Origin of the sequence: Aquimarina macrocephali (genome assembly GCF_051627225.1) — a bacterium.
GTDB classification, from domain to species: Bacteria; Bacteroidota; Bacteroidia; order Flavobacteriales; family Flavobacteriaceae; genus Aquimarina; species Aquimarina macrocephali.
The window spans coordinates 349,503-369,436 of record NZ_CP151795.1 but is presented as its reverse complement, the minus strand read 5'-3'; the positions used below and the strand labels follow the sequence as shown (position 1 = coordinate 369,436).

Below are 19,934 nucleotides of genomic sequence, written 5' to 3'. Positions count from 1 at the left end.
GTTTTTTAATTTAATTGGTAAAAAGGTTTATTGTTTTACTTCTACTTTCTGTCTTGTACTATCCTTAGATTTAAGTTGTAATTTCCCTTCTTTTAAACTATAATTTGATATGATAGAATCAACTAATTCTGAGTAATTATTTTGATCGACGTAATTGTCTAACGTATTCTTAACTAGTGTAACTCTTAATAAATTTTCCTCTTGCACTATTTCTGAGTATGACTTTATAACAAGTTCTGCTATATCATCAACTTTATGAGATAGTAACATTTTATCTATAAGTTTTCCATTATTGTCAAACTGAAAAAGATACCAAGAAGATGTTTCGTCTTCATTAATAAAATAAATGATAGCAGAACAAGGTACCGATTTAGGAGAAGAATGATAAAAACTCTTAGAGTTACTTCTTTCTATCACTTTTGAAAAGTAACTTGCATAATTCTCATCAATAGCAATCATCCCTTTTAACTCACCTCCCTTAACAAGTTCAATATCAAAAAGTTTCTGTTTTGTATTAAGGTCATTATCATTGATGTATTTGCAATTAATATAAATCTCTCCTTCCTTAATAAAAAAGATTTTTTGTGAAGCCTTAGTATTAGTAGCTACATTATCTTTTTTAATATTATTTTCTTTAGTAATATCATTTGAACTTACGTTATCAGAAGATTTATCACTCTTTTTTTCACTACTAATACTATTACAACTAGTAATAAAAAGTAGTATACATAATATTTTTAAAAGCGTTTTAGTCATATTCATTATAGTTTTTAATCAACAATTGGAGTTGGTGGTATTATAATTGGTGTTGGTACTGGTATAGGTGCAGGTGTTGGAACAGGTATAGTTCCTCCTCCAGGAATCGGCCCTGGTGTTGGAGATGGCGTAATACCTCCAGGTGTAATTGTACTAACATCAGATGCCTTTCCTCTATTAAGAAAGTCACTATATGGTTTGTAATATTTAATATATTCGTCATCAGGTATAATAAGGGAAAAAGACTCATTAGCAGCTTCAAATTGAGATAGTGTTAAAGGGCCTACAAATCCTTCTCCTGCAGGTCTTCCTGCTCCAACAAACTCCCTTTCATATTTACCACCTTTCCATAACGCTCCATCAGTTGAAGTATTATACTTATCATTTATACTTATTCCTCCTTTATTATATGTTGATTGTATAATATGCAAAGTACCATCATTATTAACTCTAGTTACAACACCAGTATGGCTAATTCTAGTAGTACCTGGTTTTCTCCAATATACAAAATCTCCTGCTTTAACTTCTGATATATTTGTAACCCATTGACCGTTTTCTTGATAATATTTAGCTTGTGTTCTACTATCTCTACCCGGATCATAACCATCTGCTAATGCTACTTCTCTTGCAAATTCAGAACAATCTACATAATTATCATTATAAGCTGCTGTTCCGCCTACCATTTTATAAGTTCTCGTATCAGAACTATTTATACTTTTAGCAGCAGCTACTCTATCTCCTGGCCCCATTGGTAACATTCCATCAATATCTATATAAAGAACAGGGTTATCAAAAGCATATGAAAAAGGAGAGAACGAAGGCATAAATTCTGCTAAGGGGTCAATGTTCATCCATCTACCTAATGCAGGATCATAATTTCTAGCTCCAAAATCAAGCATACCAAAATCTAAAGAATTTTGTTCCTCTTTACCATTAAATCCAAAGTTATGCTTTCTGCCTCTTATTGTATAATTATATCCTTTTTGAACTAATCCAAAAGGATAATAATTTTTTTCTTCTCGGATTTCATTAGTATAATCACCATCGCCATCAATATCAACACCATTTCTAACAACATCAATTTTACCATCCTTATCATTATCAGCATATCTTAACCTTACTGATCCAAGATGATCCTTATATTCGTAAATGTAAGTATAAGTCCCATCGCTTTCAGGTTCTACATATCCTTCTTTATGATCAAAAAATGATAGCTCATTATTCTCATAAATATAATTGTTAGCATATTCTGTCATTGTTACAGAGGCACCATTAGTTACCTGTTTCTTAAGTTTAATGCCATATGCATCGTACACATAACTAATTTTCTTTGAACTAGAGTTATTAAAAGTAATTTCTACAGGCATGTTAAGATGATTATAAGTCATACTCGTAATACCTTTATTACGGTCTATAATCATATTGCCATTTTCATCATACGCAAAATCATCGTTGGTATTAGTACCATCTTTAAAGCCATAGGTTTTGTTCCCTGTATCAGTTACTCTCATTAATTTATTACCTACATCGTAAGTATACCCTAAATTGTCCATTATACCAAAATCGTTAACTCTTGATATATCTGGGCTGGACACTATTGTTCCTTTTCGTTGTAAAGTTAAAATATTTCCATTTCTATCATAAGATACAGAAGTTAAATCATACCGACCATCACTACTTTTAGCCTTAATCAAACGATTCATAGCATCATAATTAAATCCATATCCTCTTTTAGTATTGTCATTAGCAGTTTTCCAAGTCGTTTCACTAATGTTACCATTATATAAAGCAGTTGCTCCCAGATTTTCTGTAGTTGTATTGTAATTAATTTTAAAATCAAACAGGTCATTATCATCATAACTATCCTGATTGATATTTTTTAACCATCCTCGTACATTGTATTTGTAATTTACATCCTGTAATCCACCACCAACTTCTTTAGAAATTAATTGCCCTAACTTATCATAAGTATTGGCTACAATCAATTCTCCCGGGAATTCCTCGTTCTGGATCTTAGCAAAGAAAGAAGTACTAGCTGTGGCTGCAAAATGAAATCCATTAGATAGGGTAATAGTATTACCTGCTACAGTAGTCGTGGTTTGGGTGATTGGTTGTGATAAGGTTACTGCTGGTGTAACCCCTGCATTACTATTACAATTTACCCCAGAAGCATCTTCTATACATTGTCGCTGGGTGAGCATCCTGCCCATATGATCATAGGTAAAACGATCTATGGTTATAATAGGTGTATTACTGTCTTTGGTATGAGTTGTTTTAGTCTCTTCTACCTTACCTACAAAATCCAATTGGGTTGCTACAATATCGGTGGTATTAAGATACTCATTTTTACTAGCCACATAGATAGGCCTTGCTTTTTTATCATAATAGGTAACCGTGGTGATCCAATCATAAGTATCTAATACCCGTACTTTGCTTCCTGTAGCTAGTGTTTTGGTTTGATCGGTAATAGTTTCGTTATATACCGTACCGGGATTGGTTAATCCTGCAATATCAAAAGTATAGTCGTCATAATAATTGATCGTTAATAATGTGGCACTACTTACTTTGGGATATCCGCCATCGTTATAATACAGTTGCACTCCATCGACCAACACAGGAGCGATACGAGCTACCCATAATACATCACTATAGGCTGTTGCCTCGATTTGTATGGCAGCCCTATCTCTGGCATCGGTAATCTTACCTGTATAAGCCACTCGACCAAAGGTATCGTATTTGGTGTATAGCCACACGTTATCTGCTTTTAACAAAGCATCTTGAGTCATAATTGGTTGATCTAACTGGTTGTATACAATATACTCCCAGCCCATACCGGGGATCTTTTTCTCGATCAATCTATTACGGTAATCATACTTATATTGATAACATAGCTCTTTTAATTCTATTTCACTTATACCATTACTTGCTGTAGCTTTAGGAGGGATTACATAGGTTAAATTCCCAAACCTATCGTAAACATAATGAGTATCGTGTGCTGATCCTGCATTAAAGGTTCGTTTTAAAACAATTCTACCTTGCTTATCCTTGTACTCTTTAGCCGTATGATTATTACTATCTGCTGTAGTCCAATTCTCATCATGAGTAACAGTTATGTACAATTGATTTGCACCATAATACCCATCTTTAACTAAGCTAGGTTCTTCTGTATTATTTGGATTGGCAAAATCTACTTTAAAATAGATTACTTCAGTAGCTTTATTAGTGAACCAAGCTGTCTTTATAGTGTGATCTGCATCACTATTTCGGTTTGCTTTCCAAGCTGCACCGGGAGCTCCTTGCTCTAATACTCTATTAAGAGGGGAAGCTTCATATACACTTTCTGAGTAGGCATTAAAATCTTTATGATTTGCATCGACCCCTATAAAATCATCGGCATAAGTGGTTTTATAATATTGGTTGATATCCGTATTTACATCAACATTTTGAAAACTTCCTATGTTTTTGTCAGATTCAAAAGGCAAGTATTGTTTGTCCTGCCGACCATAAGCATCGTAGTCAATATGAGTAACAATATCTTTGCCCATTGGTGAGGCCTGAATAGCTCTTTCTTGTATAGGTCTGCCTAGCCCATCATAGTAGGTTATACTCTCTATAGCTCTGTCTAGATCATTAATAGTAGAGCAATTCACATTTTCTAACTCAATAATAGTCATTGGCGTTTGTGGGGCTACTACATGTATGTAGTTCTTATCCGATAATACTACTTGAGAATGAAGGTTCCATCCTATTAAAAGCAGTGCTATATATATTAAATGTTTTTTCATTCTATATGTTTATTATTAATAAATTAGTGTTGCTGTCCTCCATCAATAGGATCACCGCCACCGCCTGTATAAATAGTACCAAGAACAATCATAGTTTTTGTGAGTTGTTGGCCTGTTAAATTATCTTTGATTGTAGCTATAATAGTGTACTCGTGAGTACCATTTGAAAAATTAGAGAAATAATACTGTGTACCACTTCCTGAGCCTAAAGATTGAGAGAGATTTGTACTCTTATAAGCTCTCCATGTAATTTGCTTTGAAGCTGAACCTCCTCGTAAATTAACAATGTTAAATCGGACATTAGGATAAGTTGCTGTAATATTAGTATGAGATTGACTTGTACTAGCGGTCATACTGTGGTATGATTTTACCACACGAGTATTTGCACTGTACTGATATTGTCCGTTTTCTAATCCCCGATCAACTAGTCTAAATTTTACATTATACGTTCCTGCGGTAGGGAAATTATACGAAAGCGTTGTTCCTGAAGGAGCTTGTTGTACGCCATTAATAAACCACTGATATAAATGTGAACCTGTACCTCCTCCAATACCTGAAGCAAAGAATGTAGTAGTTGTCCCTCGAACAATATGCGCTTTGGAAGCACTTACGTTAGCTGCGGTTAACGGGTTATATGCGTATAGCTTTCTTACAGCACTATCTACAGATCTCCCGCTTACATTATCGATAACTTTAAAATATACGTTATAAGTTCCTGCGGTACCAGAAGTATATGCAAATGTGGTTGCTGTACTGGCTTGTTTTACATTGTTTACATACCATTCGTATCTTAGGTCCTCTGTACCTCCTCCTACACTTGAGGCGGTAAAGGTGGTTACTGTTCCTTTTACAATATTGGTATGGTTTGCACTAATTATAGGAGTAACAAGGGGAGAATACCGTATAATAACGGGTGTTGACTTACTTTTTAATAATCTTTTGGTTTTGGTATTATACGCTACTAACGTAATGTTATAGTTCCCTTCATTAGTAAACGTTCTGGTAAAAGATGTAGTGTTATCACACTGTTCTTGATTACCATTTACAAACCAGGTGTATAAGTAATCACCAGAATTCTGAAGAGCACCAGCTGTAAATGTAATAGGTTTCCCGGGAGTGACTGTACCCGAACTGGTTATGCTAAATATAATTCCGTCATAAGGATCAGGATTTTGCCCTATATAATTATAGTTAATTCTTTCGATTACTTTATCATCATTATCTTTTACCAAAGTCAATCGGCTTAGGCCATCATAATCATATTGGGTAGTATACCCTCTTGCATCGGTTATTGCTACAACTCCTTTAAGCGGATCATAAACAAAAGTGGTGATCTGTGCATTTGCAAAAGAGTTTCGTAAATTACTATACAACGTATTGAGTTGACTATCGGTAGTTGTTTTTAGATTAACAGCCCCAGTCACTCCTTCTAATTCGGTTTTGGATACTCCCATGAGTTGTGCCAAAACATAGTTATGCGTTGTGTCCCATAAGATAGCAGTAGGAACCCCGTTTTTACGCTTTACTTCAATAGGTTTTCCTGCTTCAAGTTTAAACTCCTGGTATAATTCATAATTCGATGGGATATGCCCTGCAGCAGATTGATGAGTAGATAATCCTTTATGATGCCTGTACGTAGCAATCGCATTACCTTTAAGATTATAATCCATGTATTGCCCCTGGATAAGATCACTATTCACATATACTTTTTTGCTTATCGGTAAACCCGTTTGATGGTTATTATATAAAGTAGCAATAGTGGCATTTTCTGATTGATGATCTACAGGATAGGTATATCTAATTTCTACATGCTTGCCATCGGGTATAATACTATAGTTATCATCGAGAATAGCTTGTTCACTTTCTGCATACAATCTACCATCTAACTCTTCTTTGGTAACCTGGATATCATTATTATACTCATACTTGTATCTAGTAATTAAAGCTTTAAAAGGCTGCCCGGCTCTATGAAGATAATCCACTTCTGTTCTTTGAGAGAGCACATTTTTACGATGGTAATAATTAGACGAATTAGGGTTAGTATATCCAAGACTAGGTTTACTACTACCAAGAGGAGTAAAACAAAGTGTCTTATCGCTAAGTGTCCAAAATTGTGTTGTCTTTACAATAGCATTATCATAAGTATAGATAGTCTTTTTTATCTTATCATTTTTGCTATACAATTCTTGTTCTAACAATTGAGATTCATAAGATTTATTTTTAAAAACATCGGTATATTTTTCTATTGTTTTAATTGACTCATTTGCTCCTATTTTGTTAATAGTAACCTGTTTATAAAAATATCCTGATTTGATTAAAGCTGGATTTAAAGCGATATTTTCTGCAGAAAATGCTGTTTTTTCCCCATAACTTTTAATTGTGTTGTTGATATTTAAACTATTTCCGGTGAGTCCATCATAAGCATATTGGGTCTCCCCGGTAACATTATCATTAGTGTCTTTATCTACTATAGATTTTATCCTTAGTCCTCCCGCATAACGTGTAGTTTCAGTACTAGACGTTTCTTTTTCGCTCCAACTTAGATTTACTGATATTCGTGCAGTAGGATTAGCTATAAGTTCTGATTCTTTTACTTTAAGTTCTAAAATATAATCTCCTTTTAAAAGATTTTTACTCCCTTCTGCTCCAATCACTTTAAAGGGAGAAAATATAGGGGTTCCCAGACTGCCATCACTTTGTTTTGGGTAGATGTTAAACCTTGAGCAATCTATACTTGGATTATTAGGATCATTATTACAAATTGTCGAGGAAGACCCGTAGGTAACGGGAGTTCCTAAATTACCCAGTAAATCATCGGTCAAAGAAAAAGGAGTTCTAAACACTCTATATCCTCCTGATGTAAAATAGTCACCAGAAGCATGTATTGCAACTCCTTTATGTACATATCTCGGATCATTATTGGTTGTAGAAGGAACAGCGTTAGGCTCATAAGTAAATTCAGTTGAACCGCCTGTTGGATACTCAACTTTATTTAAGACACCTCTTTTAAGAAAATTAAAATCTTCTCTACGATCTGCAAGACTACTACGATAGTTTGAAGCTATGGTGTTATATGCATTGAGAGAGTAGGGGACTAAGGTGCTATTGTTTTTTCCATTATAGTACCCATGATAATCTTTTGCCATACTTCCTTTTGAAGGAAGATTACCTCCTTGATAATAAAACTTATATGGCGGTTTGGTACTCCCATCAAAACCTACTTCCTGGATTTGATCTAATCGTAAGCGTGAATCTCCAGAGAATTTACCGTAAGTAAAGGTGTAAGACTTCGTTTTATTAGCTATTTTATCTAAAATGGTAATAGAGTTTAACTTCTTTTGCCAGGTAGATAATGTAGTGTCTTGCTCGTAATTAAAAGTCACTTTAATAGTAGCAGATTCAATAATACTAACAAGTTGATTTCTGGTAGAATATCCAATAGTCGTAGTAGAAACTGAAGTGTTATTACTTGTTCCTATTCCAGAACATCCGCATGCAGGATTAAAATCAATACATCCCGGAGCAACAGTTATAGAGTGAGAAGCATTATTGATGGTATAATCTAAATCATAAGGAGAGTACGTAAAATTGATTTCCTTATTGTTTTTAGTAACCAATTTATTCATCATCCAACCCGTAGGATAAGACTCTGAATTTGAACTTATGTTTCCATTGTTCGTACCAGTAACTACTCGCTTAGAATTTAACTCCCTCATGGTACTATTATCAAAATAATACGTGTTACCATTTCCATCGAGAGCTTTAAAATAAGCTGAATTTCCTACTCCTGTAACTTTTTCAATCAACATAGAAGATCGTTTTTCTTGAGCTGTAGTCCCGTCTTGATTAAAAATAAAAGCTCCTGAGTGATTTAAGAACCTATAGCTAAAATCATCGGGATAATAATCGTGATAATAATCAGAACTTCCTATTTGCCGTTGAACAGCTTGAGTATTAAGTTGTCCCTGTGAGGCTAACCATTCAGGAGTTACAATACCTCTAGAATTAGGAACTAGCCAACCTTCTTCGTCGATCTTATCATTTACTTGCCGAAAGATTCCTCCACCGGCATTGAGAGTCCATTTCAACCCAACTACACTGGCCAGATCATCGACCTTAACCCCAGAAGCATGATAGGATAGTGAAATAGGAATCGAGTTTCCATCTTCTTGTATAGTGAATATAGGGATTTCAATTTGTGGAATCCCCGTGGCATGATTTACCGGAGTGTTTCCATAAATAGTAAATGTAGATGCATTAGGCGTCTCTGGTACATACTCGGCATGGTACGTGAGATAATCTGGTTTAAATTCTTCTTGAGTTTGAGCCTGAGCACAGAGCCCATAGCAAAACAGGAAGAGTAGTAGTATTGTTGGTTTGTTCATAGGTAAAATATTTAATGACTGATTTTGTTTTTTAATCATATTCCCTATGCAATATTAAAGCGTGCCAGTTTCATTTTTCGGGACTGAGAAAAAAATAAAAACTTTTTTGAAGTCGATAGTAGAGAGGTTGTGAGTATTTGTATAGCTCTATAAACTTCTTTCACTTTTTTAAATAATACGACTACCTTCGTAATTCATTAATTCATAATTCGTAATTCATTTGTTTCTACATACACATCCATACGAGCCGTTTTTTCCCAAAGGAGCTACAAAACTTATTGTAGGAACACTACCACCGCCCAGGTTTACCACAGGAGTACTAAAAAAAGGAGATGTTAATTTCTGTTATGGGAGTATAAGTGGTTTATTATGGCCTGTTTTGGATAGAATATTTGATCTGGATTTAAAGTTTGAGACCACTCAAAATGCAATACATCAAAGAAAGAATTTCTTAACTTCAAGAGGGATAGGAGTTTGTGATATTGTACATAGTTGTGAACGAGAAAAGATTGATGCATCAGATTTGGGAATGCAAAACAGTACGCTTAGGGATGTGATATCGTATTTAAAACAATATCCACAGATAGATACTTTGCTTTTTACAGGAGGCAATAGTAAAAATGGTCCTGAATATTTTTTTAGAAGACACTTAAAAGGATATGACCTAAAGTTAGAAGTGGTATCAAACGATATCCCTAGAATACATCGGTTTAGTTTAGAAGATAGAATAATTAATACAGTATCTCTTACCGCGCCATCGGGAGCTGCCAATCGATCTATAGGAAGTTTACAGGAATATAAGATATTAAAAAAAGCAAACCCTAAATTCAATACTATTGATTTTAGGGTGATGCAATATCAAAAATATTTTTAAAGCTTATTCAGATTCTTCGTCAGCTTTCTTTTTTGTAGTTTTCTTTGCAGCTGGTTTCGCTTTAGGTGTTGCCTCGGTTTTTGTTTTTGCCTTCGCCTCAGCTTTAGGTTTTGTCTCAGTTTTTGTTTCAGCTTTTGTTTCAGCTTTTGGCGTTGCTTCAGCTTTTGGTGCTGGCTCAGTTTTAGCCACTGCTTTAGGTTTTGGGGTTGATTTAGGTTTTGTTGTTTCTACTATAGCGGTCAATTTTTTACGACGTCTTAGTTTTCCATAAGAACCAATACCGATTTTACCACGACGTGTTTTTTTATCTCCTTTACCCATATATTAGATTTTATATTAAATAATTGATTAGGTGTGAATTACTAATGTAAGGATTTAGAAATGAAAAATGAAAAATAATATTTTTTTAAAGCTGTTTTGTATCAGGTATAAGTCAGGGGGGTAGTATTGTTTTTGATTGAAATGGTTTAACTATTTTCACTTCAATCAAAAAAGAGTAAACTACTTCGGTAAAAAAAACTATTTTCGGGCGAATCAAAAAAGCGAGGATGAGTTCATTTCGAAAAACATTAAAACGTAGGTATAGTATTTCGAATAGAAAATTTCTTCTTATACTTTATAGCATACTTATTTTTATTCATTTCATTCTTAGAGATACAATATATCCGATCAATATTATATATTATGCATGTCCCATACTATTTCTACTCATTGGAAATCTAATACTAAGTGTATTGTTTTTTAAAGTTAAAAAGGTGTTTTATGTTTTAATAGGATGTCTTTTATGCTTATTACTGTATTGGTTTGCTACCTACTATAATGCGAAATCACCACCAGAACCTTCTGATAAAAGTAAGAGTATATTATTTTGGAATATTGCGAGAAAAGGAGAACGATCGATTGATGTTATTATCAAAAAAATAAAGGAACAAGAGCCGTCTTTCATAGCATTGGTAGAAGCCGAAGAGGTGACTGATAAGGATGTAGTACGATTTAAAAATATATTTCCTGTCTATAGTATACAAAAATTGGAGGGAGGAATGGTACTAGCAGTAAAAGGAGAAATAAATAATATTAAGTATCACTACAAAGACGAGAGTTTTAAATTTAATTATATAACCGTTACTCTTGATAATCATAAAAATTCAATACTTATTGCAGATGTTAATGCAGTACCTTTTACGAATAGAAAATCGGCATTACATACTATTTATGAATTCACTATAAAAAACAATCCATCTTTTATTGTAGGAGATTTTAATACACCTTATGAAAGTGTACATTTTAGTGATTTTAAAAATAACCTGAATAGTTTTCATATGGCTTCTAAAGGGTTTACGGCAACATGGCCTTATGGTATTCCTTTATTCGAAATAGATCAAATTTGGAGTGCTAAAAATATTAAACCGGTTTTTCTGAAAAAAGAACATTACAAAATATCAGACCATGCGCTCTTAATAGGAGTATATGAATAAACATGACTTCATTTTTCACTGTTCTTATTTGTATATATAGATTGGATTCATGAATTAATACTGTAAGTATTCTTATCATGATTAAACTTTGATTTTTTTTAGTAAATTTATGCCTGTTAATTCTGAAATCTATGAAAGAATTTTTTGAAGGTATGTCAACCTTCGAGCAAGCATATTGGATTATAGCAATATTAGGTTCTATTATATTCCTGGTTATTTTTGCTTTAACCTTTATTGGTGCTAGTGATGTGGATATGGAAGCAGATATTTCTGATGTTGATGCAGATGATGGAGGTGTAGGTTTTCAATTTTTCACGTTTAAAAATGTAATTGCTTTTTTTACCATTTTTGGTTGGACAGGTATTTTATGTATTGATAACGAATTATCTACTATTGTTACAATCGTTATTTCTTCTTTTGCAGGATTACTAATGATGATATTAACCTCTCTCTTGTTTTTCTGGATGCATAAAATGGCTGAATCTGGTACATTAAAAATTAAAAATGCTATTGGAGTAATTGGCGAAGTATATTTACCAGTTGGAGCAAATCGGTCGAGTATAGGAAAAATACAGATTAAAGTACAAGGTAGTTTACGAGAATTAGAAGCAGTAACAGATTCTGAAGAAGTTTTGAGCACTTCTACTTTAGTAAAAGTTGTTGAAATTATAAGCTCAGAATTACTACTGGTTGAAAAATTATCTAACTAAAAATTTTAAATAAAATACGAATGAATATATTTTCATTATTTGCTGGATCTGGAGTTACTGGCATATATTTAGTAGCTGCAGTTATATTAATTTTTGTTGTTTTTATGTTCTCTATGTTCAGAAGGTACAAGCGTTGTCCTTCTGATAAGGTGTTGGTGGTTTATGGAAAAACTGGCGGGGAAAGTTCTTCTAAATGTATTCATGGGGGAGCGGCATTTATATGGCCAATAATTCAGGATTATTCGTTCCTGGATTTAACTCCGATTTCGATAGAAGTAAATTTGATTAATGCATTGAGTAAACAAAATATCCGTGTAAATGTACCTTCTAGATTTACTATTGGTATTTCTACAGAACCATCTATAATGCAAAATGCAGCAGAACGTTTATTGGGACTAAGTTTAGATGCTGTTCAAGAATTAGCACAAGAAATTATTTTTGGCCAGCTACGATTGGTTGTGGCATCAATGGATATTGAAGAAATTAATACAGATAGAGATAAATTCTTATCACATATTACTCATAGCGTTGAAGCCGAATTAAAGAAAGTAGGTTTAAAACTGATCAATGTAAATATTACAGATATACATGACGAGTCTGGATATATTGAAGCCTTAGGAAAAGAAGCCGCAGCAAAAGCTATTAATGATGCTATTATTTCTGTAGCTCAAAAAGATAGAGATGGAGCAATAGGGCAAGCAGAAGCTGTTCAAGATCAAAGAGTTCAAGTTGCTGCAGCAAATGCAAAAGCGGTCGAAGGTGAAAATACAGCAAAGGTTCAGGTTGCTAATTCTGATGCAGATAGGAGAGCTCGTGAAGCAGAGGCAGAGAGAATAGCTAATGCTTCAGAAAAAGTACAATCTGCAAAAGCATTAGAAGAAGCCTATGCAGCAGAAAAAATCGCCGAAGATGCAAGAGCAAAACGTAAAGAAGCAGAGCAAGGTGCAGATATCATTGTTCCTGCACAAATTGATAAGAAAAAAATTGAAATTGATGCAGAGGCAGAGGCAGAACAAATTAGACGAATTGCAAAAGGAGAGGCGGATGCAATTTTTATGAAAAAAGAAGCTGAAGCAAAAGGGATGTATGAAATTTTAACTAAACAAGCAGAAGGGTTAGACCGCATTGTTAAAGCAGCTGGAAATGACCCTAAAGAAGCAGTGTTGTTATTGATAGCAGATAAATTACCTGAGTTAGTTAAAACACAAGCAGAAGCAATTAAAAATATTAAAATAGATAAAATTACGGTCTGGGAAAATGGTAATGGAGAAGATGGCAAAACTTCGACCTCTAACTTTATTTCAGGGATGTATAAAGCAGTACCACCTTTACAAGAAATGTTCAATATGGCAGGGATGCAATTGCCTAATTACTTAAAAGGAGAAGAGAAAGAAAACCTGGATTCTGAAATAATAAAAGACACTAATACCAAGGGCAAAGAATAAAGATGTCTCACTTCTCATACTGATAGTGGCCAATAATTTTATAATCAAACAGACAATCTGCTAGTACTTGTCCGCCACCAATATTATGAACAATTAGATAGCGCTGTTGATCGCTGGATTTTTTATTCACTACCAAACCAATATGTGTGAGTCCTCCTCCCAGACTCCAACATATAATATCACCAGGTAGATAATCTTTTGAATCGTTAGTTATTAGTTTTGTTTTTCCAAATCTGGAAAAAAACTTCATTAGATTAGGAACCCTTCTGTGGTCGATGTTTTTATCGGTTTTAGACAATCCCCAGTTTTTGGGATATAGTCCAAAATTAGTGTACATATCTTCATGTACTTCTTTTTGTAAGTCAATATCTAATGTTCTATAAGCTCTGATCACTACATCTGTACACACTCCTTTATCACTAGGAACATCTCCATTTGGGTAGTCAATAGAGAAATAAGAAGGGTCGTATGTTACTTTGTTTTTAGTTAATTCTAATGCAGCATCAGATAATTGAATTTTAAAATCAGCTTGTCCAAAACCAGATTGAACAAAAAAGATGAAAAGAAATAAAGAAAGTATGCGATATTTTGTAATCATAAATTAGCTCTTATACATTATTAAACATAAGGACAATCGCCATGTAGTCTATATAAAAAGGGTTCGATATAGCAAAATTTACGTCAGTCAGAGTACAGCTTTTCTCCAGGTCTTCTCGAGCACAGTCGAGAGATCATTATGAAAAACGACTCAATCTGACAGCTTTTTAAATTAAAACTATAGTCAAACTTAGATTACATATTAAAATACACGAGTATATTGCGATATATTTTTACTAGTGAATAATCCTTATGTTTTATTTATAGAAATATACAAAATCACCGAATGCTTTTTACAAAGTCACCAATGTTATCTGTTCCATTTTTGGTTAAATGTTTTATAAAAGCAGAGCCAATAATAGCTCCTTTTGTTGTTTTTGTAGCTTGTGTAAACGTTTCATTGTTACTGATTCCAAAACCAACGATTTGTTGGTTTTTTAGACCCAGAGCTTCAATGCGTTCAAAATATTGCTGCTGCGTATCGCCAAATGTACTTTTGGCTCCGGTGGTACTTGCAGAACTTACCATATAGATGAAACCATTAGATACACTATCTATAAACCGAATACGCTTATCCGAGGTCTGCGGAGTAATTAGAAATACATTGATCAAGCCATATTTTTCAAAAGTTTCCTGGTAATGTTCGTGATATTCATTAACCGGTAGATCAGGAATAATCAATCCGTCGATACCAATTTCCTGGCACTTAGCACAAAAAGCTTCTATACCATACTGCATCATAGGATTAAAATACCCCATGATAATTAAAGGAATGTTAACCGATTTACGAATATCTTTTAATTGCTCAAATAGAAGTTGAGTTGTCATACCATTTTTAAGAGCTATGGTCGAACTCTCTTGTATCGTTGGCCCGTCTGCCAAAGGGTCGCTAAAAGGTAATCCTATTTCGATCATATCTACACCGTTTTTTTCTAGGTCTTGTATGATTTTTTCGGTATCGTTTAGTGATGGGTAACCAGCTGTAAAATATATAGATAGTAACTTTTTATCTTGCTCTAATGCTGTATTTATTCTGTTCATGCTTTTAGTGTTGAGTAGTTAGTAATTAGGACTTATATTTTTTTATGCTAATTACGATGTACTTACTACTTAATTGTTATAATTTAAAATAGTCTATATATGTGTCAAGGTCCTTATCTCCTCTACCGGATAGGCTTATTACTACAATATCATCGGGTCTGAATTTTTTATCATTAAAGATCGCCAGAGCGTGCGAAGATTCTATTGCGGGAATAATTCCTTCTAATTGCGATAGTTCTAATCCGGCGGCCATGGCATCATCATCGGTTACAGAATAAAATTCTCCTCGTGCAGTTTTATATAGGTGAGCATGTAGTGGCCCAACACCGGGATAATCCAGCCCTGCAGAAATAGAATAAGGTTCTGTGATTTGCCCATCAGAGGTTTGCATTAACAGGGTTTTACATCCATGAATGATTCCTTCTTTTCCTAATTGAGAGGTAGCGGCACTCTCGCCACTATGTACTCCTTTTCCGGCAGCTTCTACAGCAATGATTCCAACACTTGGTTCTTCTAAAAAATGATAATATGTCCCTGCTGCATTACTACCCCCACCAATACATGCTACTACATAATCAGGATGTTCTTTTCCTTCTTTTTCTTTTAACTGCCACTTGATCTCTTCTGAGATTATAGATTGAAACCGTGTTACCATATCCGGGTATGGATGAGGTCCTATGGCAGAGCCAATAATATAATGTGTATCGACGGGATTATTGATCCAATCTCGTATAGCTTCGTTGGTAGCATCTTTAAGAGTTTTACTTCCTGATTTAGCAGGTCTCACCTCGGCGCCAAGCATTTTCATTCGCGCTACATTAGGGGCTTGTCGTTTGATATCAATCTCGCCCATATAGACAATACATTTGATACCCATAAGTGCACATACTGTGGCTGTAGCTACTCCATGTTGTCCTGCACCCGTTTCTGCAATAATCCTGTTTTTACCTAATCGTTTGGCTACAAGAATTTGTCCAATAGTATTATTTACTTTATGCGCACCGGTATGGTTAAGGTCCTCACGTTTAAGATATACTTTTGTATTGTATTTTTCTGAAAGACGTTTGGCGAAATATAAAGGAGAAGGACGACCAACGTAGTCTTTTAATAATTGATTAAACTCTTCTTTAAAAGAAGGTTCATTCATAATATCCAGATAGGTAGTTCGTAATTCTTCGACATTAGGGTAAAGCATTTCTGGTATATATGCTCCTCCAAAATCTCCGTAATATCCTTTTTCGTTAGCTTGATAATTCATTTTTTATTGTTTTTGGTTGTCATTGCGTTTATGTTGAAATGACAAGCTTTATAAATTTTTCGAGATCTTCTGTTTTCTTTAATCCTGGTTTGCTTTCGAATTTGCTATTTACATCAATAGCATGTAAATATTTAGATTCTGGGCTCTCGCGAAAAGATAAAAGATCTTCTGTTTCATCGAGTCCAATACCGCCACTTAAAATAAATGGAGTAGAGGAAGGATAGCCTTTTAATACACTCCAATCAAAGGTGTATCCATTACCTCCTTTTTCTTTTCCTTTGGTGTCAAAGAGAAAATAATCAACAATACCTTCATAGGGTTGTAAACGATCAAAATCAAACTCATCTTTGATCGAAAAGACTTTCCACACTTCGACAGACTCAGTGTGCTCAGTCAATGATGATTTTAAGTCTTGACAATACGTTTCAGGTTCATTTCCGTGCAATTGAATAGCTTTAAAGTCGTATTGTTTTACTTTTTCGACAATAAAATCTATAGAAGCATCTACAAATACCCCTACTTTTTTAATTGTCGAGGGTAGTTTTGAAATTTCTCCTTCAAAATTTCTGGGAGAGTTTTCATAGAAAATAAAGCCAAGGTAATCTGGTTTCAGAGCTGCTACCGCTTTTATATTTTCATGATATTTCATCCCACAGACTTTCAGTTTCATTTCTTTAGATCTTTTATGAATTCTACAGCACTGGCTCCGGGGTTTTCGGTTTTCATAAAGTTTTCACCGATAAGAAAACCTTTATATCCATATTGTTTTAGATCTTTTATTGCTTCAATAGTACTAATGCCACTCTCTGAAACTTTTACAAAATCATCTGGGATTTGGGTACTTAGCGTTTTACTAATATCTGTACTTACCTCGAATGTTTTTAGATTTCGATTGTTCACACCCAGCATATCCAAAGATGGCATAATAGATTTTTGTAGTTCGTCCTGGTTATGAACTTCTAATAATACATCGAGTGATAGGCTTTTGGCAAACTGGGATAAAGATTTGATCTCATCACGTGATAAAATGGCTGCGATTAATAAGATTACATCGGCTCCATGAGCTTTGGCTTCTAATAATTGATATTCGTCGATGATAAATTCTTTACGTAGCAAAGGCATTTGTACTGTAGCTCTGGCAAGTAAAAGATCTTCTAAGGACCCTCCAAAATACTTGCCATCTGATAGCACCGACATCCCGCAAGCTCCTGCATTTTTATACCCCTGTGCTACATCTTGTACACTTACTTTTTGATTAATCACAGATTTTGAAGGGGATCTACGCTTGTGTTCTGCAATGATACCAGTATCGCTATTCTGTAAAGCTTTGGCTAATGAATTTGTTTGACGGTCAAACAAAACAGAGTTCTCTAATTGTTTGATAGGAATTAAACTTTTTTTGAGTTCAACTTCTTTATATTTATCCGCTATTATTTTATCTAGTATGTTCATTTATAATTCTGATTCTTTTTTTAGCATTGTTATAGTTTCTTGATAAAAAGATTCATCGATATTTAGTTTCTGTAACCAATTCTTAAAATATTTATCTAATTCAATACTTCTCGGATGTGTTTCTTTATGATATAATTCATAATCTTTTCGGTTCTGTATTTTGTCTGCAATAAGCATATCATTTACATCCTTTAATGGAGATAATCGTATATCATCAATTGTATTTATTTTTTTGATTGAAAGATATTCGTTAGCAACAGAGCGATATTCTATCACTACAATCAATACTTTTGGATCAATTCCTTGAAAATCAAAACTGTAATTTTGAGAAAGGCATTCATCACTTTGTACAATTGGGTGTAGACAATATGCTCTTTTTGCGATATCACTGGCTTCAATTTTATCAAGAATAATAAGACCTTCATCAATATGATTAATTAGTTTAATACCACTTCTACGAGTAGTACCAGAGTCATAATATTTTTTAATCATTTGATATTCTTTCATCATCAAATATGTGTAAAACAAGTACAATGCAAGATGCGGTTTATTATACTTTACTTAGTTTTCCTTCTTTTTTTAGTTCATCATTCATTAGTAATCGAACAGATTCAAAATAATCAGATTCGAATGCAATTGCTGCAACTTCATATACCAAAAAGTTATAATCATATTCTTTTTTTATAGTTCCGTTAGAAGTGATTAGATCAATATAAAACATGTCACTTTTTATATGATTCAATTTTCCATAAAACAGTTCAGCTTCTTTGTCTTGAAATTCGAATAGCCCATATTTTTTTTCAGACCATTTTAATGTTTCAAAAACACTGTCTAATTTAAATGTATCAGGTACAGTTATTTGGGTGTTTTTTAGTTTTAAGACTCTTGATATTTTTTCTTCTTTTGCTTTAGACTTCCTCTTTTCAATAACACTTTTGTTATATAATTTATATCCATCAATTACATAATCGACTGGGATGTGTTTAACCAAAATCCAATCTTCATTTTCGCTAATAAGTAGCCCGGTTTCTTTCTCTTTCCAACCTATGATTTTGTATGTTTCGACTTTCATTTTATTAAATTGAATTTCTTTGATATGTTTACAAATTCCAGCTGAAATACTGGAATGATAAACTATTTTAATTCTTACTTAATTCCTGAACTTTTTTTAGTGCTATTAACCCTTTTCCAGAAAGTAGTGATTCTTTTGCTTTTTCGAATCCTTGTTTTGGTTCTAGACCTTCTACAGTGGCAATAGCCATTCCTGCATTGGCGCAGACTACATTATTTTGGGCTTCGGTACCTTTTCCACTTAAGATATTTATAAATATAGCAGCAGATGCTTCGATAGAATCTCCTCCGTAAATATCTTCTTGTTTTAATATTGGTACTCCAAAATCTAATGGCGAAAGCATTCCTTCTGTAGTATTAGAAATTGTTTTTGTGTTTCCGGTTAGTGAAATCTCATCGTATCCATCCAGAGCATGGATAATAGTGAATTTTTTATCTGTATTTTGATATAGATATCCATACATCCTTGCTAATTCCAGGTTAAAAACTCCTACGATTTGATTTTTTGGAAATGCTGGGTTTACCATTGGTCCAAGCATATTGAAAAAAGTTTTCACACCTAATTCTCTACGTATCGGAGCAACATTTTTCATTGCAGGATGAAATAATGGGGCATGCAATACACATATTCCGGCTTCATCGATACTACGTTTCAAAAAGTCTTTATCGTTACTGAACTTAATCCCCAAATGCTCCATTACATTAGAACTACCACATGTCGAAGAAACTCCGTAGTTCCCGTGTTTGGTAACTTTAATTCCTGCTCCTGCCGAGACAAAAGAAGAAAGCGTTGAGATGTTAAAGGTGTCTTTACCGTCACCACCAGTACCACAAAGATCTACGGGATTATACTCGCTAAGATCTATTGCAATACAAAGCTCTAGTAGGGCATCTCTAAAACCTTCTAATTCTTCGATGGTAATGCTACGCATCATATATACGGTAAGAAATGAAGCGATCTGACTTTGATTGTATTCTCCTTTAGAAATGTTAACCAAAACACCTTTGGCTTCTTCTTTAGAGATGGTTTCGTGATTGATTAATCGGTTGAGTAAGTTTTTCATAGGTCCCTCACTCCAACTCTC

15 protein-coding genes and 1 pseudogene are annotated in these 19,934 nt (G+C 33.9%); 4 read left to right on the top strand and 12 right to left on the bottom strand.

Annotated elements, in window-relative coordinates; all coding sequences use genetic code 11:
- Positions 1-27: 27 nt before the first annotated feature.
- Genes AAFU52_RS01595 through AAFU52_RS01585 form a run of 3 tightly spaced genes read right to left on the bottom strand, consistent with a single transcriptional unit; the run spans position 28 to position 8,926 of the window.
- A complete protein-coding gene (locus AAFU52_RS01595; RefSeq protein ID WP_438424948.1) occupies positions 28-756 on the bottom strand; it encodes a hypothetical protein in 729 nt (242 codons plus the stop codon).
- Positions 757-770: 14 nt separating this feature from the next.
- Positions 771-4,541 carry a DUF6443 domain-containing protein gene (locus tag AAFU52_RS01590; RefSeq protein WP_438424946.1) on the bottom strand — a complete coding sequence of 1,257 codons (3,771 nt, stop codon included), beginning with the start codon at positions 4,539-4,541 and terminating at the stop codon, positions 771-773.
- Between the two features lie 23 nt (positions 4,542-4,564).
- Complete coding sequence (locus AAFU52_RS01585) at positions 4,565-8,926, bottom strand: hypothetical protein (protein ID WP_438424945.1); 4,362 nt, start codon at positions 8,924-8,926, stop codon at positions 4,565-4,567.
- Between the two features lie 220 nt (positions 8,927-9,146).
- Here AAFU52_RS01585 and AAFU52_RS01580 point away from each other — a divergent pair, with 220 nt between their 5' ends.
- A complete protein-coding gene (locus tag AAFU52_RS01580) occupies positions 9,147-9,800 on the top strand; it encodes a uracil-DNA glycosylase family protein (RefSeq protein ID WP_438424943.1) in 654 nt (217 codons plus the stop codon).
- Between the two features lie 246 nt (positions 9,801-10,046).
- Here the strand turns inward: AAFU52_RS01580 and AAFU52_RS01575 are convergent.
- Positions 10,047-10,121: pseudogene (locus AAFU52_RS01575) on the bottom strand (30S ribosomal protein THX); the annotation flags it as partial.
- Positions 10,122-10,348: 227 nt separating this feature from the next.
- Between AAFU52_RS01575 and AAFU52_RS01570 the strand changes: the two are divergent.
- The 3 genes from AAFU52_RS01570 to AAFU52_RS01560 all read left to right on the top strand — a co-directional run bounded on the left by AAFU52_RS01570 (position 10,349) and on the right by AAFU52_RS01560 (position 13,430).
- Positions 10,349-11,275 carry an endonuclease/exonuclease/phosphatase family protein gene (locus AAFU52_RS01570; protein ID WP_438424941.1) on the top strand — a complete coding sequence of 309 codons (927 nt, stop codon included), beginning with the start codon at positions 10,349-10,351 and terminating at the stop codon, positions 11,273-11,275.
- A 131-nt stretch (positions 11,276-11,406) separates the two neighbouring features.
- Complete coding sequence (locus tag AAFU52_RS01565) at positions 11,407-11,985, top strand: hypothetical protein (protein WP_024772884.1); 579 nt, start codon at positions 11,407-11,409, stop codon at positions 11,983-11,985.
- A 20-nt stretch (positions 11,986-12,005) separates the two neighbouring features.
- Positions 12,006-13,430, top strand: coding sequence for a flotillin family protein (locus tag AAFU52_RS01560; RefSeq protein WP_438424939.1), 1,425 nt, complete (start codon positions 12,006-12,008; stop codon positions 13,428-13,430).
- A 7-nt stretch (positions 13,431-13,437) separates the two neighbouring features.
- On the opposite strand, the gene AAFU52_RS01555 is transcribed toward AAFU52_RS01560, so the two are convergent.
- From AAFU52_RS01555 to trpD, 8 genes are all read right to left on the bottom strand, one after another.
- A complete protein-coding gene (locus AAFU52_RS01555; protein WP_438424936.1) occupies positions 13,438-14,028 on the bottom strand; it encodes a DUF1287 domain-containing protein in 591 nt (196 codons plus the stop codon).
- Positions 14,029-14,306: 278 nt separating this feature from the next.
- Positions 14,307-15,068 (bottom strand): tryptophan synthase subunit alpha, encoded by a 762-nt coding sequence (trpA, locus tag AAFU52_RS01550; RefSeq protein WP_438424934.1) that lies wholly within the window; start codon positions 15,066-15,068, stop codon positions 14,307-14,309.
- A 76-nt stretch (positions 15,069-15,144) separates the two neighbouring features.
- Positions 15,145-16,326, bottom strand: coding sequence for a tryptophan synthase subunit beta (gene trpB, locus AAFU52_RS01545; RefSeq protein ID WP_024772881.1), 1,182 nt, complete (start codon positions 16,324-16,326; stop codon positions 15,145-15,147).
- 28 nt (positions 16,327-16,354) lie between these two features.
- Entirely contained in the window at positions 16,355-16,996 is a 642-nt protein-coding gene (locus tag AAFU52_RS01540) for a phosphoribosylanthranilate isomerase (protein WP_035093616.1), read from the bottom strand.
- Entirely contained in the window at positions 16,993-17,778 is a 786-nt protein-coding gene (trpC, locus tag AAFU52_RS01535; protein ID WP_024772879.1) for an indole-3-glycerol phosphate synthase TrpC, read from the bottom strand. The genes AAFU52_RS01540 and trpC overlap by 4 nt, the downstream gene beginning before the upstream one ends.
- A complete protein-coding gene (locus AAFU52_RS01530) occupies positions 17,779-18,288 on the bottom strand; it encodes a hypothetical protein (protein WP_152538678.1) in 510 nt (169 codons plus the stop codon).
- Between the two features lie 40 nt (positions 18,289-18,328).
- Positions 18,329-18,850 (bottom strand): hypothetical protein, encoded by a 522-nt coding sequence (locus AAFU52_RS01525; protein ID WP_024772877.1) that lies wholly within the window; start codon positions 18,848-18,850, stop codon positions 18,329-18,331.
- Positions 18,851-18,917: 67 nt separating this feature from the next.
- Positions 18,918-19,913, bottom strand: coding sequence for an anthranilate phosphoribosyltransferase (trpD, locus tag AAFU52_RS01520; protein ID WP_438426619.1), 996 nt, complete (start codon positions 19,911-19,913; stop codon positions 18,918-18,920).
- Between the last annotated feature and the right edge of the window lie 21 nt (positions 19,914-19,934).